Source organism: Exiguobacterium sp. B2(2022) (genome assembly GCF_028823655.1).
Classification (GTDB): domain Bacteria; phylum Bacillota; class Bacilli; order Exiguobacteriales; family Exiguobacteriaceae; genus Exiguobacterium; species Exiguobacterium aestuarii_A.
This window is the reverse complement of the sequence record NZ_JAPEHX010000017.1, coordinates 1-23,469: the sequence shown is the minus strand read 5'-3', so window position 1 is coordinate 23,469 and position 23,469 is coordinate 1. Positions and strand designations below refer to the sequence as shown.

19 protein-coding genes and 1 riboswitch are annotated in these 23,469 nt (G+C 49.3%); of the genes, 14 read left to right on the top strand and 5 right to left on the bottom strand.

Annotated features, from left to right (window positions below; translation table 11 throughout):
• The first annotated feature begins 13 nt into the window (after positions 1-13).
• From pcrA to clpB, 6 genes are all read left to right on the top strand, one after another.
• Positions 14-2,230, top strand: coding sequence for a DNA helicase PcrA (gene pcrA, locus ON063_RS04950; protein ID WP_214747472.1), 2,217 nt, complete (start codon positions 14-16; stop codon positions 2,228-2,230).
• Positions 2,231-2,239: 9 nt separating this feature from the next.
• Complete coding sequence (gene ligA / locus ON063_RS04945; RefSeq protein WP_274664426.1) at positions 2,240-4,234, top strand: NAD-dependent DNA ligase LigA; 1,995 nt, start codon at positions 2,240-2,242, stop codon at positions 4,232-4,234.
• 253 nt (positions 4,235-4,487) lie between these two features.
• Entirely contained in the window at positions 4,488-5,963 is a 1,476-nt protein-coding gene (locus ON063_RS04940) for an LPXTG cell wall anchor domain-containing protein (protein ID WP_274664425.1), read from the top strand.
• A gap of 131 nt (positions 5,964-6,094) precedes the next feature.
• The gene (locus tag ON063_RS04935; protein ID WP_214696743.1) at positions 6,095-7,267 is read left to right on the top strand and encodes a CamS family sex pheromone protein; all 1,173 of its coding nucleotides are present in this window, start codon (positions 6,095-6,097) and stop codon (positions 7,265-7,267) included.
• 140 nt (positions 7,268-7,407) lie between these two features.
• A complete protein-coding gene (locus tag ON063_RS04930) occupies positions 7,408-8,277 on the top strand; it encodes a DnaJ C-terminal domain-containing protein (RefSeq protein WP_214696751.1) in 870 nt (289 codons plus the stop codon).
• Between the two features lie 19 nt (positions 8,278-8,296).
• A complete protein-coding gene (gene clpB / locus ON063_RS04925; RefSeq protein WP_274664424.1) occupies positions 8,297-10,888 on the top strand; it encodes an ATP-dependent chaperone ClpB in 2,592 nt (863 codons plus the stop codon).
• 31 nt (positions 10,889-10,919) lie between these two features.
• Here the strand turns inward: clpB and ON063_RS04920 are convergent, their stop codons facing one another.
• The 3 genes from ON063_RS04920 to hemG all read right to left on the bottom strand — a co-directional run bounded on the left by ON063_RS04920 (position 10,920) and on the right by hemG (position 13,738).
• Positions 10,920-11,222 (bottom strand): hypothetical protein, encoded by a 303-nt coding sequence (locus tag ON063_RS04920; RefSeq protein ID WP_274664423.1) that lies wholly within the window; start codon positions 11,220-11,222, stop codon positions 10,920-10,922.
• 72 nt (positions 11,223-11,294) lie between these two features.
• Complete coding sequence (locus ON063_RS04915; RefSeq protein ID WP_274664422.1) at positions 11,295-12,377, bottom strand: TIGR04053 family radical SAM/SPASM domain-containing protein; 1,083 nt, start codon at positions 12,375-12,377, stop codon at positions 11,295-11,297.
• Complete coding sequence (hemG, locus tag ON063_RS04910) at positions 12,374-13,738, bottom strand: protoporphyrinogen oxidase (protein ID WP_274664421.1); 1,365 nt, start codon at positions 13,736-13,738, stop codon at positions 12,374-12,376. Before hemG ends, ON063_RS04915 begins: the two co-directional genes overlap by 4 nt.
• A gap of 115 nt (positions 13,739-13,853) precedes the next feature.
• Here hemG and ON063_RS04905 point away from each other — a divergent pair, with 115 nt between their 5' ends.
• Both ON063_RS04905 and glsA read left to right on the top strand, forming a co-directional pair.
• On the top strand, positions 13,854-14,018 hold the full coding sequence (locus ON063_RS04905; protein WP_214785764.1) for a hypothetical protein: 165 nt from the start codon (positions 13,854-13,856) through the stop codon (positions 14,016-14,018).
• Positions 14,019-14,066: 48 nt separating this feature from the next.
• Positions 14,067-15,008 (top strand): glutaminase A, encoded by a 942-nt coding sequence (gene glsA, locus ON063_RS04900; RefSeq protein WP_074032972.1) that lies wholly within the window; start codon positions 14,067-14,069, stop codon positions 15,006-15,008.
• Here glsA and ON063_RS04895 read toward each other — a convergent pair.
• Positions 15,005-15,778: a CHAD domain-containing protein gene (locus ON063_RS04895; protein ID WP_274664420.1), complete on the bottom strand. Its 774-nt coding sequence runs from the start codon at positions 15,776-15,778 to the stop codon at positions 15,005-15,007. The two genes, glsA and ON063_RS04895, sit on opposite strands and share 4 nt — an antisense overlap.
• A gap of 39 nt (positions 15,779-15,817) precedes the next feature.
• Between ON063_RS04895 and ON063_RS04890 the strand changes: the two genes are divergently transcribed.
• The 4 genes from ON063_RS04890 (at position 15,818) to ON063_RS04875 (ending at position 20,516) form a co-directional block, all read left to right on the top strand.
• Complete coding sequence (locus tag ON063_RS04890; protein ID WP_274664419.1) at positions 15,818-17,236, top strand: MATE family efflux transporter; 1,419 nt, start codon at positions 15,818-15,820, stop codon at positions 17,234-17,236.
• 116 nt (positions 17,237-17,352) lie between these two features.
• The gene (gene nagA / locus ON063_RS04885) at positions 17,353-18,501 is read left to right on the top strand and encodes an N-acetylglucosamine-6-phosphate deacetylase (protein WP_274664418.1); all 1,149 of its coding nucleotides are present in this window, start codon (positions 17,353-17,355) and stop codon (positions 18,499-18,501) included.
• Positions 18,498-19,262 carry a glucosamine-6-phosphate deaminase gene (gene nagB / locus ON063_RS04880; RefSeq protein WP_214747440.1) on the top strand — a complete coding sequence of 255 codons (765 nt, stop codon included), beginning with the start codon at positions 18,498-18,500 and terminating at the stop codon, positions 19,260-19,262. Before nagA ends, nagB begins: the two co-directional genes overlap by 4 nt.
• Positions 19,263-19,412: 150 nt before the next feature.
• On the top strand, positions 19,413-20,516 hold the full coding sequence (locus ON063_RS04875) for an LCP family protein (protein ID WP_274664417.1): 1,104 nt from the start codon (positions 19,413-19,415) through the stop codon (positions 20,514-20,516).
• Positions 20,517-20,733: 217 nt separating this feature from the next.
• Here the strand turns inward: ON063_RS04875 and ON063_RS04870 are convergent, their stop codons facing one another.
• On the bottom strand, positions 20,734-21,462 hold the full coding sequence (locus tag ON063_RS04870; protein WP_274664416.1) for a GntR family transcriptional regulator: 729 nt from the start codon (positions 21,460-21,462) through the stop codon (positions 20,734-20,736).
• Between the two features lie 96 nt (positions 21,463-21,558).
• Here ON063_RS04870 and ON063_RS04865 point away from each other — a divergent pair, with 96 nt between their 5' ends.
• Entirely contained in the window at positions 21,559-22,719 is a 1,161-nt protein-coding gene (locus ON063_RS04865) for an alanyl-tRNA editing protein (protein ID WP_274664415.1), read from the top strand.
• Positions 22,713-23,141: a GNAT family N-acetyltransferase gene (locus tag ON063_RS04860; protein WP_083600077.1), complete on the top strand. Its 429-nt coding sequence runs from the start codon at positions 22,713-22,715 to the stop codon at positions 23,139-23,141. The genes ON063_RS04865 and ON063_RS04860 overlap by 7 nt, the downstream gene beginning before the upstream one ends.
• A 77-nt stretch (positions 23,142-23,218) precedes the next feature.
• Positions 23,219-23,398: riboswitch (Lysine riboswitch) on the top strand.
• The last annotated feature ends 71 nt before the right edge of the window (positions 23,399-23,469 follow it).

The window sequence follows — 23,469 nt, the reverse complement described above, 5'->3', positions numbered from 1 at the left end:
GAAGGAAACGATTATGTATAATCTTAGCGAAGAATTAGTCAAAGGTATGAACCCGGAACAAGCAGAAGCGGTCAAACATACGGATGGTCCTCTGTTGATCATGGCGGGTGCGGGGTCTGGTAAAACGCGTGTTTTGACGCACCGCGTTGCCTATTTGATGGCGGCGAAGCAAGTGGCACCGTGGAACATTTTAGCGATCACATTCACGAATAAGGCGGCACGGGAGATGAAAGACCGGATTGCGCGCCTCGTCGGTGGGGTCGCCGAAGACATTTGGATTTCCACGTTCCACTCGATGTGTGTCCGTATTTTACGACGCGATATCGATCGTATCCGATACGACCGGAGCTTTTCGATTTTAGATGCCTCGGACCAATTGACAGCCATCAAACAAGTGTTGAAAGAGTTGAATCTCGACCCGAAAAAGTATGAACCGCGTACACTTCTCGGGATGATCTCGAACCATAAGAACGAATTGCGGACGGCAAAGGACGCAGCAGCCCTTGTCGGCAACAATCCATATGAACGAATCATCTCTGATGTCTACACGGCATACGAGAAAAAATTGAAACAAAATAACGTGCTCGACTTCGATGATTTGATCATGAAGACAATCCACTTATTCCAAGAAGCACCGGATGTGTTGGCATTTTATCAAAAGAAATTCAAATACATTCACGTCGATGAGTATCAAGATACGAACCGTGCCCAGTACACGCTCGTCAAACTTCTTGCGCAGGCGCATGAAAACTTATGTGTCGTCGGGGACTCGGATCAGTCGATTTATCGTTGGCGTGGTGCTGATATCGCCAATATCTTGACGTTCGAGAAAGACTATCCGAGCGCCCACGTCATCTTACTCGAACAAAACTATCGCTCGACGAAGCGAATTTTGGAAGCAGCGAACGGCGTGATCAAAAACAACGCTTCCCGTAAAGATAAAAACTTATGGACTGAAAATGCTGAAGGGGAGAAGCTGTTGCTTCACGTCGCATCCGATGACCGTGACGAGGCATTCTTCATCATGAACCAGATGAAGGAACTGAAAATGGAAGGGATGGACTACGGTCAAATGGCGGTCCTTTACCGGACGAACGCCCAGTCACGTGGTCTCGAGGAAATGCTCCTTAAATCGAACATCCCGTATAAAATGGTCGGCGGGACAAAGTTCTATGAGCGAAAAGAAATCAAGGACGTCTTGGCATACTTGCGCTTGATCGCGAACCCAGACGAGGACATCTCATTCGTTCGTGTCGTCAATGAGCCGAAGCGAGGCATCGGTGCCGCGACGATTGATAAATTAGGCGACTTTGCGGATATGCAGGGCGTCTCGCTCATGGATGCGATTCGTGACATCGAACTGTCGGGGATTGCTCCACGTACGGCGACGAAACTTGCAGATTTCCGTCAGATGATGATGGATTTGCGACAAATGGCAGACTATCTCTCGATTTCAGAACTCGTCGAAGAAGTATTGAAGAAGACAGGGTATGAGGAGATGCTCAAAATCGAGAAGACACTCGAAGCAGAAAGTCGACTCGAGAACTTGCAGGAATTCCTGTCGGTCGCCCAAAACTTTGAGAAAGAAAGTGATGAACAGACGCTCGTCGCTTTCCTCACTGATTTGACGCTCGTATCTGATCTCGATTCGCTTGATGAAGTCGACGAGTCGCATCAAGTCACATTGATGACGTTGCACTCGGCCAAAGGGCTCGAGTTCCCGGTCGTCTTCTTGATCGGAATGGAAGAAGGTCTCTTCCCGCATAGTCGTGCATTGAACGATGAGGAAGAGATGGAAGAAGAACGTCGTCTCGCATACGTCGGGATCACACGTGCCGAGAAGCGTCTGTATTTGACGCGTGCCCAGTCACGGATGTTGTACGGTCGTTTCCAAAACAACCCGGAATCAAGGTTCTTGCATGAATTACCGGAAACATTGTTGGAGCGGTCCGGTAAGGCGAGAAAGCCGATGCCATGGAACCCTGTCGAGTCACCAGGGAAGTTGCCGGTGAACGGCTTCAGTTCAAAACCGAAACCGAAACTTGCGCAATCATCTGGTGCCGAAACAGTCGGCTGGAACGTCGGCGACAAAGCGAATCATAAAAAATGGGGACAAGGCACGGTCGTGCAAACGCGTGGAGAAGGCGACCAACTCGAAGTGGATATCGCATTCCCAGAAGTCGGGATCAAGCGTCTATTGGCCAAGTTTGCCCCAATCGAAAAAGCGTGAGGTGAAGACATGGAGATGGCAGAGCGTGTAGAAGAACTACGCAAATCGTTAAATCAATATGGATATGAATATTATGTACTTGACCGTCCGAGTGTACCAGACTCAGAGTACGACCGATTGATGAACGAGTTGATTCAAATCGAAACAGACTATCCTGAACTTCGGACTCCGGACTCTCCGACGCAACGCGTCGGAGGCGCTCCGCTCGACGCGTTCGTCAAAGTAACGCATGACACACCGATGCTTTCACTCGGCAACGTCTTCTCGAAAGAGGAACTCGTGGAGTGGGTGGAGCGTATCGAGAAAGACCTTGGCTACACACCAACTTTCGTAGCTGAATTGAAATTTGATGGGCTTGCCGTCTCTTTGAAATATGAGGACGGTCGTCTCGTACGTGGCGCGACACGTGGAGACGGTACGACCGGTGAAGACATCACCCAAAACTTGAAAACGATTCGTGCCATCCCCCTTCGTCTACAGGAGGACGTGACGTTTGAAGTACGGGGCGAGGCATATATGCCGAAGCGTTCATTCGAACAATTGAATGACGAACGGGAGCGAGTCGGTGAACCATTGTTCGCCAACCCGAGAAACGCGGCGGCCGGGTCACTTCGACAACTCGACTCCAAAATTGCCGCATCGAGAAACTTGGCATTTTTCGCCTACGGTTTGGTGTCGCAAGACGATCTCGTCGCCTCACACGATGAGTCACTCGATTATTTGAAGCGACTCGGCGTCGCTGTAAGTGGAGACTATACGACGTGCAAGACGGCGGATGAACTATGGGACTACATCGAGACATCCGTGACGAAGCGCAGCGAACTCCCGTATGAAATCGATGGGATCGTCATCAAAGTGGCAGGGTACGAAGAACAAGAACAACTCGGCTTTACAGCGAAAAGTCCGCGCTGGGCCGTCGCGTATAAGTTCCCGGCAGAAGAAGTCGTGACGACAATCGAGGACGTCGACTTCAGTGTCGGTCGCACCGGAAAAGTCACACCGCGGGCGCGATTTGCCCCAGTTTCTGTTGCGGGGTCTACCGTGACGTATGCGACGCTTCACAATGAAGATTTTATAAAAGAAAAAGACCTTCATATCGGTGACCGCGTCGTGATCAAAAAAGCAGGGGATGTCATCCCAGCCGTCGTCTCGGCGCTCGCGAGTGAACGTAGCGGGGAAGAACGGGCAATCGAGTTCCCGACCCATTGTCCGGCGTGCGGTTCTGAATTGATTCGACTAGAAGGTGAGGCTGATCATCGCTGTGTCAACCCGGAGTGTCCGGCCCAACTGCTCGAAGGTCTGATTCATTTCGTCTCACGTCAAGCGATGAACATCGACGGACTCGGTGAGAAGGTGATCACGCAACTCCATGAAGCGGGACTCGTCCATAACGTGGCCGACTTGTATCGCCTGAACCGAGACGATTTACTCGGACTCGAGCGTATGGGCGAGACGTCGGTGACGAACTTGCTTTCGGCGATTGAACAGTCGAAGCAAAATTCGCTCGAACGCGTGCTCTTCGCCCTAGGGATTCGTCTTGTCGGGCAAAAGGCCGCCTCTTTGATTGCGGAGCGCTTTGAGACGATGGAAGCCATCATCGAGGCGACGGTGGAAGAGTTGACGTCAATCGATGGCATCGGAACGAAGATGGCCGAGTCGATCGTCCTTTACTTCGAAAAACCGGAAGCACGTGAACTCGTCAAAGAACTTTCGGAATCGGGTGTGAATCTTTCCTTCAAAGGAACGAAACGACCAACAACGGAAGGGGCACCGCTCTCTGGTAAAACGGTCGTATTGACTGGGAAATTACATGAGATGACCCGCGGTGAGGCCGGGAAGCAGCTTGAACTTCTCGGTGCAAGTGTGACGGGGAGTGTGAGTAAAAATACAGACTTACTCGTGGCTGGTGAAAAGGCTGGTTCAAAACTGACGAAAGCCGAATCGTTAGGCATCGAAGTTTGGGATGAGGCGAAACTTCTCGATTTTTTAAATGAACACGCATAAGACGTTCCGCTTCGGCGAACGTCTTTTTTTCACGTTCGTTTTGTAAAATTTTATGAGATTGAACAGGTTCGCACAAGCGTTCGGAGGGTATAGAGTAACTAAATCAAAATGCTAATATATTTTTGCGGGAGAACCCTTTGACACCATGACTTTCACACACACATCCCTCTCATTCCTCTACGTGGTGAAATTCGTCATCGGGCCAACATCGATGCGTACGCTTATTGCTCACCTTAGAGGAGGGATTGACATCATGACACATAACATCCAACGCTTCCTTGCGCTATTCACCATCCTCATGCTTCTATCCACACTGATGCCCACCAATCTCGCACATGCAGATACGACCACGTTCCGATATATTCAACTGAACCTAACGGACGAAGAAGTCGAAACATTATATGAAGCAAGTCTCGTTTACGAAGACATCACATATTATGGGGTACGTGAATCTGCTGACATTTGGCGCTTTATGATTGATGCAGAAACGGTCGATGACTCATTAATTGACTTGGTCACTCTTTATAATGCTGAAGGTGTTCCGTACACGTTTATCCCGAATACCATCACGGAAGCGTATCCCGTCGAAGTGGAGGAACCACCTGTTGTGACTGAACCAGATGAACCAGAAGAGGTAACACCCCCAGTGGAAACAGAACCAGAGCCGGTCGTGGAAGAACCGATGACTGAACCGATGTTGCCGGTGCTCGCTTTAGAAGCACAGAACATCGCCGGGGTCGACAAGGCCGTTGTCGGAGGAGAAATATCGTATACGTTCATTGTAGAGAATACAGGAGACACGCCGATGACGGTGACAGAACTTTCTCATGAGTATGTGAGCGGAGACATCGATCATCAATCAATCGAATCGTTCAATCAACACGTATTTGATCGTTTGCATAAATTAATAGGAGAAGACGGTCTCTTGCCGGGGGAGCGGGTGGAAGTGACAGCAATCTTGTCCGTTCCGTCTGATTATTCAATCCACACACACCCTGAGATCGGCAGTCTGTTTCGTGTGACGGGAGTGGACGAATATGACCGTGTCGTCACAGCAGAAAGTCAACAAATCGTGCTCTTGCAACAACCTGCTTTTACAGTGTCAGGAACGAGCGAGTTGACGACCATTCAGCCTGGGGAACCTGTCCGATACACCTATACAGTGACGAATACCTCTAACGTCACCTTGTTCTTGTCTGATGTGACACTCACATGGCCGAGCGGCGCCTTGACATATGAGGAACAACAGATGGCAAATGAACGATTCATGAAGCAGGTTCAATCGATTCCTCAATTCCTCAACGGATTTGGACCGGAAGAAGTCGTCACGTTTTCATTTGAACTCCCGCTTCTCCCGTCCTATGACGTCCGAGCTGGAGCGGAATTGGTTCAACAGGCAACATTTAAGCTCTATGTGACCGAAGGGGTGACCGTCACTCGCTCTGTCGATGTGCCGGTTGCAGTAAAACAACCTGTTCCGATCAAAGAGGACGAACCGAAACACGTTCCTGAGAAAGAAGCGAAAATCGAGACACCAGTTGTGAAGGTTGTCGTGAAAGAGCGAGAGGCTCCCCCGGTGCAACTCGAAGATGAAGTCGACACGTATTCGCAAGATGTGCTCCCGATGACAGGAGAGACGAACGAAACGTGGCATGCGATGCTTGGACTCCTCTTGTTTGCATCTGGACTCCTCTTGATGATTCGTCGGAAGCACCCATCTACCAAATAACGATTGTGTATCCCTCCTTGTCTGATAGGAGGGATTTCTTCTGATTCCGCTTCGATACTTTTTTCGTGGAACGATTTTGTTATAATGAACAAAGTGAAATAGGAAACGATGTTCAAAGGAGCTAGACATAGATGAAATGGAAACAACTCGTCATCCCGACAATGGCCTCTGCGCTTTTGTTAAGTGGATGTTCAATGAAAATCCCGATGGGTGAAGAAGAAGCGACACCAACCGGCGAAGAAACAGCAGCAGAAGGTGTCACACAAACGATCGAAGCACGTGACTCTTATTATCAAATGGTCATTCCGTTCAAAGCGGCAGCAGCGCGAGGACTTGCCCAGCGCCAAGTGAGCTCGTCATTAGAACTTGAAGAGGTCGAACTCGGTCTCATGCGCCACTCGACAGACGCGTTTGACCCAGACAAATTCGCCTATCAGGAAGGACAGCTTCTGAATGCGGAAGATGTCTCTACTTTACTTGGACGTAAAGGTGGTAGTGACGAAGGATTAACGCCATTAAACCCGGCGTATGCGGACGGGAAGGCGGAAGTTGAGGACGACAAGTTTGTCGATGCGAACAAGAAGTCACCTCTTTATTTGGCATCAATCGTAGAACAGAACTATATGACGAAAGCGGATAGCGGATATCAGCTTGGCGGTGTGTCGTTCGCGCTCATTTTAAATCGTGAGTATGTCTTCCAGGCACCGAACTACGGACCGACCTACACGGTGAAACTCGACCAGAAGAAAGTAATCGCAGAAGGTGAACGAATGGCGAACGAACTTGTCGCCCAGTTACGGAAGCGAGAAGATTTTAAAGATTTGGATATAAACGTCGCACTCTATATGAAGTCGACCCAAGGTTCACCGACTCCGGGGAACTATATCAAATCAGCCTTTGTCGGAACGGATGATCAGGTCGCAACCGGTGACTGGAAAGCCATCGATGAGAAGTACTACTACTTCCCATCTGCGACAGCAACGAATGATGTCCGTGAGGACGCTCAGAAATTTACGCTGTTCAGTGACCGGATTGCCGACCTCTTCCCAGACTATAGCGGGATGATTGGAAAAGGCTTTTATCAAAACGGTGACTTGTCACGACTTGAAATCGATATCCCCATCCAATTCTATAGTCGCGCTGAGCTCGTCGGATTTACACAACACGTGGTCGGCTTGCTCGAAAACCGCTGGGAATATAGCCGGAACGTGCCGGTTCGCATCAACGTGACGTCGCTTGGTGGAGACCCTGAAGTGACGATTGTGTTTGAGGACGGCATGGATAGCCCGAAAGTATACTTCTAATCGAGAAGAGGTTCGTTTTTTGAAACGAATCTCTTCTTTTTTTCGTATGAAAAGTGAAAGGATTATCTTTGACCTTATTTGACCAATTGAGTAGAATAGAGTTAACAGAAACGGGAAAGGGATAGGTGAGGTGAATCCATATGGCTAAAAACTATTACGACGAGCTCGGTGTCTCAAAAGGAGCAACCGAACAAGAGATTAAACGTGCATACCGTAAATTGGCGAAACAGTACCATCCGGACGTCAATAAAGACCCTGGCGCACAAGAACGATTCAAGTCGGTCCAGGAAGCATTTGACGTATTGAGCGACCCAGAGAAAAAGGCGAATTATGATCGATACGGTAGCCCGGATGGACCGTCGTTCGGACAAGGATTCGGTGGCGGTGGAGAGACTTACGGGGAAGGCTCGTCACAATTCGAAGATCTATTCCGACAATTCGGAGGCGGATCACGTACGACCTCGCGGACTTTCGGATTTGAAGATATGTTCGGAAGCTTCTTTGACCAAGCAGTCGAGGAAGATTTGGATGAGACTGTTCGTGTCAACATCCCGCTCAGTCAATTGACGAAAGAATCAAAAGTGAGCCTTCGCCTTCAGACTGGCACGGTGAACGTCAAGATTCCACAAGGTGCCTATGAAGGTCAAAAATTGCGGTTAAAAGGAAAAGGAAGTCGTGTCGGACAATCGGGGAACCGAGGAGATGTATACGTCGAGCTTCATTTTGCGGATGACGATACGTATCGTCGTGAAGGAGAGCATATCGTGACAGTGAAACGATTGCGTCCGCTCGACTTTTTAGACGGAGCGAGTGTCATCATTGCCACGCTCGACGGAGGACGCGTGAAGTTGAAAGTGAAACCAGGAAGCCGTCCGGGACAACGGATGCGGATTCCGGGTCGCGGTGTTATGACCGGCTCGAAGGTGCGGTCGGACTTATTCGTCCAACTCGAGGTCGACCTGCCTCTTGATGAGACGTACCGTTCTGTTTATGAGCAAATCGAACGTTAATGGATAAGGAGGAATCGTGATGGACTTTAATCGTTTTACAGATAAAGCACATGAATGCATTGTCAGTTCACAGGCGTTAGCGAAACAATATCATCATAGTGAAATCAATGAGTGGCACGTCTTGGCGTCCATGATTTCACAGACGGACGGGATCGCACCGTTGCTGTTTCAAAAAATGGAAATCAACGTGTCTGAGATTGAAGGCGAAGTCGCGCTTTCTTTAAGAAATGCACCAAAACTTCAAAATCCGACGACACCGATGATTTCGGCTTCTTTGCTGAACGTACTAACGACTGCGGAGCGGGAAGCGACAGGGATGAACGATGAATACGTATCGGTCGAACATATTTTACTCGGCATCTTGTTGAACAGTAGTCAGGCACAGGCGATGCTCGAGCGAAAAGGGGTCACAGAAGACCGACTCCGTGAGGCGCTCGTCGCCGTACGAGGTAATCGTCGGATCACGTCGAAGTCGCCTGAAGCGACGTATGACGTCTTGACGAAATACGGACGAGACCTCATTCAAGAAGTGAAGACTGGGAAAATCGATCCGGTCATCGGACGCGATAGCGAGATTCGTCGCGTCATCCGGATTTTGAGTCGGAAAACGAAAAACAACCCGGTCCTCATCGGGGAACCAGGTGTCGGGAAGACGGCAATCGTCGAGGGACTCGCTCAGCGAATCGTCCGCGGTGACGTACCAGAGAGCTTGAAAGACAAAACGATTTTCAGTCTCGATATGAGCTCGCTTGTCGCTGGTGCGAAATATCGTGGTGAGTTTGAGGAACGTCTTCAAGCTGTCTTATCTGAAGTGAAAGAGGCGGAAGGTACAATCATCCTCTTCATCGATGAATTGCATACGATTGTCGGGGCAGGAAAGTCGGAAGGTTCGATGGATGCCGGGAACATGTTAAAACCGATGCTCGCCCGAGGTGAGCTGCACTGTATCGGTGCGACAACGCTAGATGAGTATCGCCAATATATCGAAAAAGACCCTGCTCTTGAGCGGCGTTTCCAACAAGTGCTCGTCGCTGAACCGGACGTTGAGGATACGGTCTCAATCTTGCGTGGCTTAAAAGAACGCTTCGAGATTCACCACGGGGTACGCATCCACGATAACGCCCTTGTCGCAGCGGCTGTCTTGTCAAATCGTTATATCACGGACCGCTTCATGCCGGACAAGGCGATTGATCTTGTCGACGAGTCGTGTGCGATGATTCGGACAGAGATGGAATCGATGCCGGCTGAACTCGATGAGTTGGTTCGTCGGGTCATGCAACTTGAAATCGAAGAGGCGGCGCTTAAGAAAGAGAGCGATGCAGCTTCCATGAAACGTCTCGAAGCACTCCAACAAGAATTGGCATCGCTCCGTGAACAGTCTGACTCGTTACGTCTCCGCTGGGAGAATGAGAAAGAGTCGACGCACCGCGTGCAGCAAATCCGTGGAGACCTTGAAAAGGTACGCCTCGAGTTACAAGAAGCAGAAAGTCGCTATGACTTGAACCGGGCTTCGGAACTGAAATATGGACGAATCCCAGAGCTCGAGCGAGAGCTAGAAGAAGCGGAACAGTTGGCGAGTTCGGTGACACGCGAACTCGTGCGGGAAGAAGTGACAGAAGAAGAAATCGCTGAGGTCGTCTCAAAATGGACCGGCATCCCGGTGACGAAACTGACAGAAGGAGAGCGAGATAAACTGCTCAACTTAGAAGCGGTTTTACACAAGCGTGTCTTCGGTCAAGATGACGCGATTCGTTTAGTCAGTGATGCGGTCATTCGTGCTCGCGCCGGAATCAAAGATCCGAACCGTCCAATCGGTTCCTTCCTCTTCCTTGGGCCGACTGGGGTCGGGAAAACGGAACTCGGGAAGGCACTCGCAGAAGCGATGTTTGATTCGGAAGACCATATCGTTCGACTCGATATGAGTGAATATATGGAGAAACATGCCGTATCACGACTTGTCGGTGCACCTCCTGGCTATATCGGATATGAGGAAGGCGGCCAGTTGACGGAAGCGGTTCGCCGTAACCCGTACTCGGTTCTCTTACTCGATGAGGTAGAGAAGGCACATCCGGACGTCTTCAACATCTTGTTGCAATTGCTCGATGACGGTCGATTGACCGATTCGCACGGGCGCATCGTCGATTTTAAAAATACAATCGTCATCATGACGTCGAACATCGGGGCAGACATTTTGCTCGAAGCAGCGAGAGATGGTGTGATTGATGAAGATGAGGAGCGTCAAGTACTCGAGAAGCTCCGCCGCCATTTCCGTCCTGAGTTCTTGAACCGGGTCGATGAAACGATTCTGTTCCATCCGCTCACGAAAGATCAAATCGGTCAAATCGTCGAGAAAGCGGTCGGACGAATGAGCGAACGACTCACGACGCGCTCGATTCAGATCGAGATCACAGACGCAGCGAAAACGTTCGTCGCCGATGAGGCGTACGAACCTCAATTTGGTGCCCGTCCAATCAACCGTTACGTACAACGGACGATTGAGACGAAACTTGCCCGAAGCATCTTAGCCGGAGATGTCGAAGATGGTCAAACGGTCGTCATCGATGTCGAGAACGGGGAATTGACGTTACGTCCATCGACGGTCAATGCATAAGGAAAGAGGAATCCAAAATCGGATTCCTCTTTTATGTACGTTGATGTTTTCGTCGCAAAAGCAGAAAACTGACACCTATAAAAATGAGATAGAGCACCGTTCCGAAAAATAAGTTGAGTACCCACGGGATTGTTCCCATAAATGTGGCGCGGGTCGCTTCCTGAAACCAGAGCAGTAACCAAAAGAATAAGCCAAGACTCGTTGCAAGTAGCGTATAAAACCCCAACAAGCCTTGTTTCGTCCATCGCTTAATTCCAAATCCCAATAAAGTCGTAACGACAAAAATCGCACCTAGCCCAATATAAAACAATCCATCGATTGGTAATGACTGCACCTACATGACTCCCTTCTCACCATCAGATTCATATAGTCTCATCTTACACTGTGAGGAAATAAATGGGAATCTTTATTGTGAAACGAGAGGACGTTCTGGCTGATAGATGCAGTACGGTTCTGCCTCCTTATAATCACCAGTAACCGCATAGGCTCTGGCCCGCGAACCACCACATAGATAACGATATTCGCAATATCCGCACTTTCCGTGATGACTATCCGGATCACGCAACGCTTTGAAGATCGGATGATGACGATAAATATCGGCGAGTGGTGTCGTTCTGACATTCCCGCAAAGAATCGGTAAAAATCCAGAAGGTTGGACGTCACCTGTGTGCGAGATAAAGACAAATCCGTTCCCGTCATTCGTTCCGCGAGGGGCCTTCGCCAAATCATCATGGGGATGTCCGATGGGAGGAAGTCCTTCTGCTTTTCGCCGCTGATTTTCTTGTCGTGCCAACCGTCGATAAAACTGGGCTTCCGTCGTCGAGATGATGAACGGCGCCGTCTCTTGTAACGAGAACGCCCACTTCAGCACCTCTTCATGTCGTTCGGGAGAGATGGGTTGTAATAGGGATCCTCGCCCGGTCGGCACAAGGAAAAAGAGCGTCCAGACTGATACGCCGAGGGACTCCACGAGTTTTGCCATCTCAGGTAAGCAATCGACGTTATATTCGGTCACCGTCGTGTTGATTTGGAACGACATGCCTTCTTCTCGGAAGTAGGAGATTCCTCGGATGGTACGGTCGAAACTGCCGCGTGTTCCTCTAAAGTAATCGTGTGTCTGTGCATCCGGACCGTCGATGGAAAACGCCCAACGTGACAACCCGGCAGCTTTTGCCCGTTTCACAGCGTCACGGGTAACGCGGGGTGTGGCAGAGGGTGTCATTGAGACACGCATCCCGAGAGATGAGGCGTACGCGGTCAATTCAAACAAATCTTCGCGCATGAGGGGGTCCCCACCTGTGAAGACGAGAATTGGATTGTTCATCGCGTGAATATCACGAATGAGTGCCTTCCCTTCTTCTGTATCGAGTTCATTTTCGTATCGGTGAAACTGAGCCTCAGCCCGGCAATGGACACAGGAGAGGGCGCAAGCACGTGTCACTTCCCAAATGACGATAAACGGGTTCTCGTTATAATCGATGTGTTTCATACTGTCACCAACTGCTTCAATTTCAGGTTGTCGACCGCTTGTTTTGCAGAATCAACACAGTCTGGTAAACCAACCCCATGGAGAATGGCGCCACACGCCTCGACTCCGTTCCACTTCGCGAGTACTTCTTCAAAGGCGCGGACATCTTGTTTATGTCCGACCTCATATTGGGGCATCGTCTGAACATGGCGTTCGACTTTCGTGAAGAGTGGTGTCCCGACTTGTTGAATACGGCGGAGCTCATGCAAAGCGAATGTCGCGATCGTATCATCCTCTTCGTGCAACAAGGATGAGACATAATCAGAACCGATGTACATCCGAATCAACGCTTTCCCTTCAGGTGCCATATGTGGCCACTTCTTATGCATCCAACTGCAAGCGGTCAAGGCGTTGCCTTCCGACTTGGCGATGACGTAACCTGTCCCGTCTAGCGCCTCGACCTCTGATTCGTCGAATGCGGCAAGAACGGTCATGGAGGACGTTCGCTTACGAGTCGACAAACGCTCGGCTTCCGGAAAACCGAGCAGCGGCCCGAGCATGTTTGGGGAAGTCGCAAGAATGATCCCGTCAAACTGCTCGACCGTTCCATCCGCCAATGTGATTTCATGCGGTCTTACGGACTTGACGATTGTCTTCAGGACGAGCCGGTCAATGGAAGGACGGAGCGCTTCGACGAGTGCACCGAGTCCTTGATTGATGGATAAAAACTTTCCGGTCTCTGACGGCTTCACCCCAGCCTGAGAAGGGGGCGTGAGTGCTTTCATACCGAGAATCAGACTGCGAGTTTTTTGTTCAATCGTGATAAACTGAGGGAAAGTAGACTCGATGCTCATATCGTCGAGCGTTCCGTTATAAATCCCGGACAGAAGAGGCTCGATCATCGTGTCGACGACTTCTGATCCGAGTCTCGTCCGAAAGAAGCGGTCGAGCGAGATGTCCTCTCCTTCATACACACGCGGAATGACAAGGTCGAGTCCGGCACGAAATTTCCCTCTCCACGTAAAGAGATCCGTTTTTACCATCGGCCAAAACTTGGTCGGAATACCCATGACCGATCCGGCTGGCATTTGTCTCAGTTGTTGACGTACGTAAATATAAGAGGTCCCGGTTTTAGAGCGAACGAGTTGGTCCTCAAGGCCGAGGTCGGTAATGAGAGACGTCAAGGTCGGCTTACGCGCCATATAACCGTCGGGGCCGGTCTCTAACGTAAATCCATCTCGATAGATGGTTTTGATTTTTCCACCGAGACGGTCTTGTGCCTCGAACAGTGTGACGTGTGCACCGGCTTCTTTAGCATAATGTGCTGCGGCCAGCCCGGCGATGCCACCTCCGATAATTGCGATCTGATTCAATCGATTCACCCATTTCTATAAAGTTCTTGTCGTATTAACGGTACCGAGAATATAGACGCAGACATAGGATAAGTGTCACGGAGTTCTAGACAAATTTGTCACGAATTCGAAAGGGGACGATGAAATGATGGTTTTCATCATTGTCGCGACGGTCATCGTGTCAGGTGTGGTTGGTTTTATTGTGACGATGAATCGGCATGGGGAAAAGTTGGTCGGGGACGAAGAAAGTCCACCGATGATTTGGGCGGACGAAGAGTGGTATAAAGAAGATGGACCGCCAGACGGGTAATATGATAAGATGACCCGGTTGAAATTTGATGGAACATGAGGTGATCGAATGAATGTACTCGAACAACAATTGAACCACTTGATTGATGAGTGTCGTCCGTATACGGCTCAGGGGAAAGTGGCGGACTACATCCCAGAACTGGCGCATGTGAAAAACGATTTACTCGGGGTGGCGATTTGTTTGCCGGACGGTACGTATATTCACGCTGGGGACGTTCATCACAAGTTTACGATTCAAAGTGTATCGAAGGCGCTGACGCTTTGTTATGTGCTGATGGAATTTGGGGAAGACTATGTGTTTTCAAAAGTGGGGATGGAACCGACGGGTGATGCGTTCAACTCGATTGCGAAACTCGAGGAAACGGTCCCGTCAAAACCACTGAATCCGATGATCAATGCAGGGGCGTTAGCGGTGACGAGTATGATTTTAGGGGAGACGGCGGACTTAAAGATTTATCAGTTCCGCCAATTTTTAGCGACCTTGTTGAATCGACCCGTAGAGGAGATTACGTACGATGAAAAAGTCGCTCGCTCTGAATACGAGACGACCGACTTGAATCGCGCACTCCTCTATTTCATGCGCCATCATGGAATTGTAGAAGGAGACGTCGATGAGATTATCGACGTATATACGAAACAGTGTGCCATTGAAATCGATTGTTTTGACTTGGCGCGAATCGGACGTGTCTTCGCAGGGAACGGGGAAGACCCGGAGACAGGTGAAGAATTGATTCCACGTCGAGTCGTCCGGATCGTCAAAGCCATCATGACGACATGTGGCATGTACGATGCATCAGGCGAGTTCGCCGTCCGTGTCGGTCTTCCCGGAAAGAGTGGGGTGTCGGGTGCGATTTTAGCAGTCGGGAACCACGAACTGGATTTGAATAACGTTGGGTTTGGCATCTTCGGTCCGGCGCTTGATTCAAAAGGGAATTCGATCGCGGGGATGAAGTTGCTCGAACTATTGATTGAACGGTATACATCGCGTTAAATTGATAGGTGCTCCACGGATTCATCAAGTTCCTGCTGTAAGACTTCAATTTTTTTGTCGTACGGGGATTGCAGGTCGGTAGGAGGGGTGAAGGCCAGCCAACGCTTCAACAGTTGATCATGGTCATTCATCTCACCGAGTTCGGTTTGCATCTTTTTTAACGTACGGACGGTGTCGATTGACGCGTCCGACTCGTAATTTAACAAATATTCATGCAAGTATCGTTCACGTTTCACGGCTAAGCGAACCTTATGGAGCGCTTCGATTTGTTCTTTTCCACTCGATTGTTCATGATAGATGCGAATTCGTTGTTTGCGTTCGCTTTTCGCCTTTTCTAACATCGGAGAGGCGTTCGTTTTTTTAAACGCACGAAATAACGGTCCGCCGATGAAACGACGGATTTGTTGGTCGAGTGAGGGAGTCATCTTTTCACTGACTCGTGTCGAGAGAATGGTCCGTTCGATGGCCCGTTGTTTTTCCATGGTTTGTAGAAATACTTCGTCGAGCTCTGTTTTTACATCAAACTGTTCGATGAGGACATCGAGGTCACGCACATGACCGAGTGCCTCCATCAATTGTTTGAGTTGCCGGAACGTCGCGGGTTTCGTCTCAAAGATCTGCATGAACGTGATCAGCTTTCGTAAATGAACGCGGGCGCGATGAATGTCCTCGGAATTGTTGAACGAGAGGGCCTCGGTCACGTAATGGTTAAACGTGTTCCACGTTTCTAACAGCTCAAATTTAAGTTTTTCTGCATGCCGTTGATTCATGATATTGTTTCCTTTCTGAAAAAGAGATGAGGGTTGTCCATGTACCAAACACATTCATTAAACGAAAAAATCAAACTGTTCTTTACGATTTTCTTTCCAATCCTAGTCACGCAAGTGTCTTTTTATTTGATTAGCTTTTTTGATACTGTCATGTCCGGACGCGCAGGCGCCGTCGACTTGGCTGGTGTCGGAGTCGGTTCGAGTCTTTGGATGCCCGTTTACACCGGGCTTAGCGGAATATTGTTGGCAGTTGCTTCGAGTCTTTGGATGCCCGTTTACACCGGGCTTAGCGGAATATTGTTGGCAGTTGCCCCGATCGTGTCGCAAGCGCTCGGCGCGCGGGACCGTCAACAAATTCAACGTACGCTATTTCAAGGCATCTACTTAGCCATCATGCTCAGTGTGATCACGCTGACATTAGGGTCTTTCCTCGTGCCACTCGCGATCGAAGGGATGGGTCTTAGTACGGAAGGGAAGCGAATCGCGACCCAATACTTACTTGCGCTTGGTTTTGGTGTCTTGCCGATGTTCTTGTTCAACGTGCTTCGGACGCTTATGGATGCGCTTGGCAAGACGAGGGTCTCGATGATCCTCATACTATTAGGGTTACCCATTAATGTCGGATTAAATTACATCTTCATCTTTGGAAAACTCGGGATTCCGGCGTACGGTGGCGTCGGAGCAGGAATCGCCTCGAGCATCACCTATTGGTTGCTCTTTTTCATGGCATTCTTTTTCGTCCGAAACGGGAAACCTTTCCGCGAATACCAGTTTTTACGGACAACGGAGCGAATCGTCTGGCTCAGACAAAAAGAGTTGTTACAACTCGGGACACCAATCGGGCTAGCGATCTTCGCCGAGGTCAGCATCTTTGCGGCAGTCACACTACTGCTTAGCTCATACGGTGACCAAATCGTCGCGGCACACCAAGCGGCCATTAACTTTGCGTCGTTTGTGTACATGCTCCCGTTGTCGGCATCGAGCGCGTTGACGATTGTCGTCGGGTATGAACTTGGTGCGAAACGACTACAGGACGCCGTTCGATATGCGAAGATTGGGATTTCGCTTTGTCTAGGTGTCTCCATCTTCTCGGGTGCTTTCTTGTTTTGGCAAAATGAACGGGTCGCAGCCATTTATACGAATGACCCGACAGTCGTGGACCTTGCGGCACACTTCATGATTTTCGCCGTGTTCTTCCAGTTGTCAGATGCTGTCGCTGCACCGATTCAAGGAATTTTACGAGGGTTCAAAGACGTCAACATTACGTTGGTCCTCTCTCTCGTCGCCTATTGGGTCATCGGCTTACCACTCGGTTATGTGTTGGCGGAGCATGCTGGATTTGGACCGGATGGCTACTGGATTGGATTGATTGCCGGATTGGCTGCCGGAGCGGTCTTATTATTCCTCCGATTGGTGTGGATTGTCCGTCGCTTCGGTACGCTTCAGTCGACGTCATGATACAAAGGTTGTTCACAATTGTGAACAATCTTTTATTTATCAATAAATTGGTCTATACAACTATACTTTTATCGGATATGATAACATGGAGGAAAACAAAAAGGAGTGGTGAAGCGATGGGGACATTGATCAATGCTCATATCGTGTCAGCGGAACAAACGTGGGAGCGAGGATATATCAAGTGGAATGGTCAATCGATTGAAGAAATCGGATCGATGGAACAATTTAAGCAACGAGACGAGAGCGTCATCGATGTATCGGGTGCGCTCGTCACGCCTGGCCTCATCGATGTTCATATACACGGGGGATATGAAGTCGATACGATGGACGCGGACGAGTCACGGCTTCGTCAATTAAGTGAAGACATGCTTCAAGAGGGTGTCACGTCATTCTTTGCGACCACGATCACCCAGTCGAAAGAAGCGATTGAACGGGCGTTGACAGCAGTTCGGAACGTCATTGAGTCAGACGATACGACCATCGTTGGGATTCATTTAGAGGGGCCATTCGTCAATGTGGAGATGGCGGGTGCACAACCAGCAGAACATATCATTGACCCGGATGCGGAACAATTTCGAAAATGGCAACAGCTTGCCGGTGGTCATATCCGACTCGTCACGTATGCACCGGAACGACCGGGAGCCCGAGCATTTGAAGCAGCCCTTCGTGAATCGGGTGCGATTGGTTCAGCGGGACACACGAGTGCGACGTTTGAAGAGAATAAGCAGGCGGGCGTCAAACATGGAACACACCTATATAACCAGATGCGTGGCTTGCATCATCGGGAACCTGGAACGGTCGGATATTGTCTCTTAGAGAAAGGGGTCATGGCCGAAATCATTCCAGATGGGATTCACAGTCGTCCGGAGATGGTCGATTTTGCTTACCGCTTAAAAGGAGCGGATGAACTCGTCGTCATCACGGATGCGATGCGGGCGAAAGGTTTGCCTGACGGACAGTATGAACTTGGGGGTCAACCCGTCAGAGTAGAAGGAGGCGCTGCCCGTCTTGAAGCAGGAAATCTCGCTGGGAGTGTCTTGACGATGGATGCGGCGTTCCGAAATATTCAAGCGTATACGGGATGTACGCTGGAAGAAGCGGTCAAGATGACTTCGACGAATGCGGCAAAAGAATTCGGATTGACGACAAAGGGAGACATCAAATCGGGGTTTGATGCGGACCTTGTCGTTTGGGATGACAGTGCACATGTTCAAATGACAATCGTCAAAGGAAGCATTGCATATGAACGGGAGGAACAACGATGAACGTATTAGTCGCAAAGACAGCGAATGACGCGGAACGTATCGCCTATTCGCTCATTAAAGAAAGGATTTCAGGGAAGCATGACTTCGTACTCGGTCTCGCGACAGGCAGCACGCCGGTCGGGATGTATCAAATGTTTAAACAAGACGCGCTCGATTGTAGCCATGTGACGAGCGTCAATTTAGATGAATACATCGGTCTGTCACCAGAGCATCCACAAAGCTACAACCGCTTTATGAAAGATCGCTTGTTTGACGAAGTGCCGTTCAAACAAAGCCATCTCCCTCAAGGCGATGCGCCAGACCCTGAAGCGGAGGCGGCTCGCTACGAAGGACTCGTTCGGAAGCTTGGTGTCGACTTACAACTTCTTGGTATCGGGGAAAATGGTCACATCGCATTTAATGAACCGGGCACGGCGCTTGATGCGAAGACACATGTGACCGAACTCACCGAATCCACACGAGAGGCAAACCGTCGCTTTTTTGACCGATTGGAAGACGTGCCGACGCATGCGATCACAATGGGACTCGATACAATCATGAATGCGCGTGAGATTGTCCTGGTGGCGACGGGCGAGCGAAAAGCAGAGGCCGTACAACATATGATTGAAAGTGTACCGACGGTCGACTGGCCGGCGACGATCCTTCAAGCGCATCCAGGTGTGACGGTCGTACTCGACGAAGCGGCCGCATCGCGCTGTGCGGAAGCCCTTCAAGCACGAGGGCAAGAAGCAGCAACACGATTTTTCACCATTCGGGCTTAATCAACCTGCGGAGACATCTCCGTGGGTTTTTCTGTTTTCAACTGTGGGAAAATGTAAAGAAATGAATTTGTCATCAAAACGTTTTCGACAAATTTCACACTTTCCTCTATAATGAGTGAAGCTCATTACTTTGACTCGAAGGAGACCATTATGAATTCTAGAACACATACTCGTAGACAGCGCAAAGGTCCGTCTGCGTTTTATAAAGTCTTTAGTGCCCTTGTGCTGATTGCGATTATTGCTGGGTCTAGCATTTACGGTACCGCATTTTATAAAGCACACAACATGTTGTCCGGCACCCAAGTCACGCTAGAGGACGACCCGACGGTTGAACCGACTCGCTTTGACAAAGAAGATACGGAGTCGTTTTTGATTTTAGGGACAGACCTTTCTCCACAAAAGAAAGCGCGTGGAGAGTTTGGACGCTCGGATGTCATGATTGTCGTCATTCTGAACAAGAAAGAAAAGCAGACGACGATGCTCAGTATCCCGCGTGACTCGTACGTCAATATCGATTACACAGGATACAATATCCCTTATGGAAAGACGGGTCTTGATCAAGATAAGATCACACATGCCTACTATTTCGGTTCCATGGATGAATCGAACCCGAACAACGGGATGCGTATGGCAACAAACACGATTGAGGATTTGGTTGGCGTTGAAATCGACCATGTCGTCTCGCTCAACTTCCAAGGATTTGTGGATTTCATCGATGCAGTCGGTGGTGTTGAGATCAACGTTCCATTCTCATCACAACAAAACAGCTATGACGCTTCACGTGAGACCGTACAAATCGAAGAAGGACTTCAGCAACTTTCTGGTGAAGAGGCACTCGCCTATGTCCGTAACCGATATGATGACCCACGTGGAGACATCGGGCGTGGACAACGCCAGATGGAAGTCATTAATGCCGTGCTCGAACAGTCACTTGGCACGTCACTCATCAATAACTATGATAAGGTCTTGAAAGCCGTGGGCGACAACATGCAGACGACGCTCGGACCGAATGACTATATGCGTTTGATTGAAGATGTCGGTGCACTACACAATACGGTGCAATATCAATTGACAGGTGAAGGCGCCCGTGCAGATGACGGCCACTTCTACTATTTCTTGAATGAACCGCTTCTTGAAGAAGTACGCTATCGTGTGCAGCAAGCGGACGCAGGAAATCCTGTGGAGCCGATGACGGATACGGAATTAGAGTCTTACACGTTAGACCCGAGTGGGGTAACGTACGAAGCGCAATAAAGTTTGACTTACGAAAAATGCAAAACGCTCAGAATTCATTTTCTGAGCGTTTTTTATGTGGCAATGTATTTCAGGTCAGATTGCTTTTTTGTGTGGATTGCTTGAAAATTGATTTAGTCGATAATGTTCCCACTCAAAAATTTGGTTTCACAGTAAGGACAGCGATCTACATCCTCCACATCAGTGTCAGGGTCAAATCGTATTTCTGTTTCGTGCGTTATATGCGATCCATCGCAACGGTTAACGAATACGAGTCTCCACGAAAGAGCGAGCGACTATATTCAAACATGTCTCCGTTCTCGAGATAGGTTCGTTGATCGATCAGCAATACCGGTGCGTTTGGAGAAATAGTCAGCAGTTTCGCTTCCTCGGGACCGGCGCTGCGGGCTTCGAGTGTCTGTGTTGCATTTTTCAAACGTAAACCGTGCTGTTCGGCGTATGCATAAATGGAACCGGTCGCGTCTTCTTTCGTCAGGTCAGGCAATAAATGGACAGGAATGTAGGCGGTCTCGAGCGCGAGCGGATGGTCGTCTGCGAGTCGGAGCCGCTTCATTTCGTATACCGGTGTTTGATTCGGGATGCTCAGTTGTTGGGCGATTCGATCCGTTGCCGGGATGACCTCATAGGACAAAAGACGACTGAGTGGTCGCATGCCACGATGTTTGATTTCTTCAGAAAAACTAGTCAGTCCGGACAACGTCATGGCAATCTTTTGACTCGCGACGAATGTCCCTCGTCCTTTTTGACGGCTCAAATAACCGGCGTTGACGAGGTTCATGATTGCTTGACGAATCGTCATGCGACTGACATGAAACTGTTCGGAGAATTCACGTTCTGAAGGTAAGGTGTCTCCTGGCTTTAACAATCCGTCATCAATTTGTTGCTTTAAGTACGCTTCAATTTGATAATAAATAGGTAACGGAGATTGTTTATCGATTTCTAACATATCATTTCGCTCCTGACTGAGAAGATGTATGTTTCATTATAGACGAAATTAGACTAGTTGTCTGAACAGATTTATAGAGAGAAGGTGGAGGACAAGATGAATCAACATACAGTCAATACAATCGTGACCTCAGTAAGTGAGGATGGAAAAGGTCATTGGCATACACTCGAGAACAGTCCCTTTTATGCGGAAGGTGGGGGGCAACCGGCAGACCGGGGATGGATTGATTCGCACGACGTATTAGACGTGCAACTCAAGGAAGGTGAAGTGTGGCATCTGTTGTCAGCAGCATTACCTACCGGAACACCAGTAGTGGCTCGAATCAATGAACATGTGAGACGAGACCATTCCATCCAGCATACTTCCCAACACTTGTTAACGGCGATTTTAGAAGATCGTCATGACATTCGTACGCTCAGTTTTGGAATTGGAGAAGAAGATTCGTCCATTGAGATTGAGACGGCAGGGATGGACTGGGCTCAAGTTGAAGCACTTGAGCAAGAGATGCAGCAACTCATCTTTGAGAATCATCCCATCCATGTGTATGAAATCGCAGAAGAAAAAGTGGACCGGACGCGCTTACGGAAAGCGACCGATCGAACAGGGATGATTCGAATCGTCGAAATCGAAGGGCTTGATTATAACGCGTGCGGTGGGACACATGTGGAAACGACAGGGCAACTTGGTACGATTCATGTGACGACGCTCAAAAAAGTGAGAGGAAACATCCGCTTGACGTATGTAGCCGGTAATCGGGCGTTGAAAGCGACACAACGAGCACGAGAAGCGTTACGGACAATCCACCACACATTCTCGACGACGAATGAATCGGTGGCGGCGCGTGTGATTGAAGAACACACGATTCGTCTTGAACGTGAAAAAGAAATCAAGACGCTCGAAGAACGGATTGCAAAAGCGAAAGTGAAGGCAGTCTTACAAGAAGACAACTATGTAGCGTTACATGTGGGACGAACGGAAGCTGAAACGTTGACGACCGCAATTGTTGAACGAATCGCAGCGACCGGACGAATCGCGGTCGGAGCCAACTACAGTACGCAAAAATTATTTGTCATGCATGATGGGACTCATGATATAGCGGTCGGAACATTCCTCCGTGCGGCCCTTCAAGAGATGAAGATTGGTCGTGGTGGTGGGAACCATAAGCAGGCACAAGCACGATTCACTTCGGTCATGGAACTTGAACAAGGGATGGAAGAAATCGTGAGACGATTACAAGAGGGGGTCTTACCATGTTGACGATTCAATCGGGAAAAGAAGCCGAGTTGATCGAGCAGGCCAAGCAAGTACGGGAAATCGTATTCGTTCAGGAACAAGGAATCGATGCGAGTCTCGAATACGATGATTTAGATGATGTCTGTACGCACGTGGTCGGTCTCCTTGACGCGCAGCCGGTGACGACAGCACGTCTTCGCCCGGTAGACTCGACTGTCGGGAAAGTGGAGCGGGTGGCGACGATTCAGACGGCCCGAGGTCATGGATATGGAAAAGAGATCATGGACGAAGTCGAACGTGTCGCAAAACATCAAGGATTAAGTGAACTGCGCCTAGGTGCACAGTTAACGGCGCTTCCGTTCTACGAAAAACTCGGATACGAGGCGTTCGGAGATGAATTTTTAGATGCCAATATCCCACATCGTATGATGCGGAAAACGTGGTAACTCTTTTTTGAAATATCCCATTTTTCTAAAAAAAGGTTGGCAAGAAGATTTCGTTTTGTTATAACTAATACTAACAACTGACAGATAGAGGTTGCGAATGACATGAGTAAGCTTGGTTGAAACGGACGCACTCCGGACCGAGCCGAAAGGGGAAATTCGCCGAAGTCGACGTTCACGTGCGTGTGAACGAAGGCTGGGGTAGTCGTGAATAACGCCTACACTGCCATGGTCAACTACCATGGAGCGCTATCTACGGAACGATTCTTTAATCGTTTTTCAACTGCGCGTACAAGCGGCAGACCGTAGGGAGAGTGCTTCCTACCGGTCT

Excerpts from the sequence above, each read along its gene's own strand:
- pcrA (WP_214747472.1), top strand. The coding sequence starts at position 14 with ATGTATAATCTTAGCGAAGAATTAGTCAAAGGTATGAACCCGGAACAA.
- ligA (WP_274664426.1), top strand. The coding sequence starts at position 2,240 with ATGGAGATGGCAGAGCGTGTAGAAGAACTACGCAAATCGTTAAATCAA.
- ON063_RS04940 (WP_274664425.1), top strand. The coding sequence starts at position 4,488 with ATGACACATAACATCCAACGCTTCCTTGCGCTATTCACCATCCTCATG.
- ON063_RS04935 (WP_214696743.1), top strand. The coding sequence starts at position 6,095 with ATGAAATGGAAACAACTCGTCATCCCGACAATGGCCTCTGCGCTTTTG.
- ON063_RS04930 (WP_214696751.1), top strand. The coding sequence starts at position 7,408 with ATGGCTAAAAACTATTACGACGAGCTCGGTGTCTCAAAAGGAGCAACC.
- clpB (WP_274664424.1), top strand. The coding sequence starts at position 8,297 with ATGGACTTTAATCGTTTTACAGATAAAGCACATGAATGCATTGTCAGT.
- ON063_RS04915 (WP_274664422.1), bottom strand. The coding sequence starts at position 12,377 with ATGAAACACATCGATTATAACGAGAACCCGTTTATCGTCATTTGGGAA.
- ON063_RS04905 (WP_214785764.1), top strand. The coding sequence starts at position 13,854 with ATGATGGTTTTCATCATTGTCGCGACGGTCATCGTGTCAGGTGTGGTT.
- glsA (WP_074032972.1), top strand. The coding sequence starts at position 14,067 with ATGAATGTACTCGAACAACAATTGAACCACTTGATTGATGAGTGTCGT.
- ON063_RS04895 (WP_274664420.1), bottom strand. The coding sequence starts at position 15,778 with ATGAATCAACGGCATGCAGAAAAACTTAAATTTGAGCTGTTAGAAACG.
- ON063_RS04890 (WP_274664419.1), top strand. The coding sequence starts at position 15,818 with ATGTACCAAACACATTCATTAAACGAAAAAATCAAACTGTTCTTTACG.
- nagA (WP_274664418.1), top strand. The coding sequence starts at position 17,353 with ATGGGGACATTGATCAATGCTCATATCGTGTCAGCGGAACAAACGTGG.
- nagB (WP_214747440.1), top strand. The coding sequence starts at position 18,498 with ATGAACGTATTAGTCGCAAAGACAGCGAATGACGCGGAACGTATCGCC.
- ON063_RS04875 (WP_274664417.1), top strand. The coding sequence starts at position 19,413 with ATGAATTCTAGAACACATACTCGTAGACAGCGCAAAGGTCCGTCTGCG.
- ON063_RS04870 (WP_274664416.1), bottom strand. The coding sequence starts at position 21,462 with ATGTTAGAAATCGATAAACAATCTCCGTTACCTATTTATTATCAAATT.
- ON063_RS04865 (WP_274664415.1), top strand. The coding sequence starts at position 21,559 with ATGAATCAACATACAGTCAATACAATCGTGACCTCAGTAAGTGAGGAT.
- ON063_RS04860 (WP_083600077.1), top strand. The coding sequence starts at position 22,713 with ATGTTGACGATTCAATCGGGAAAAGAAGCCGAGTTGATCGAGCAGGCC.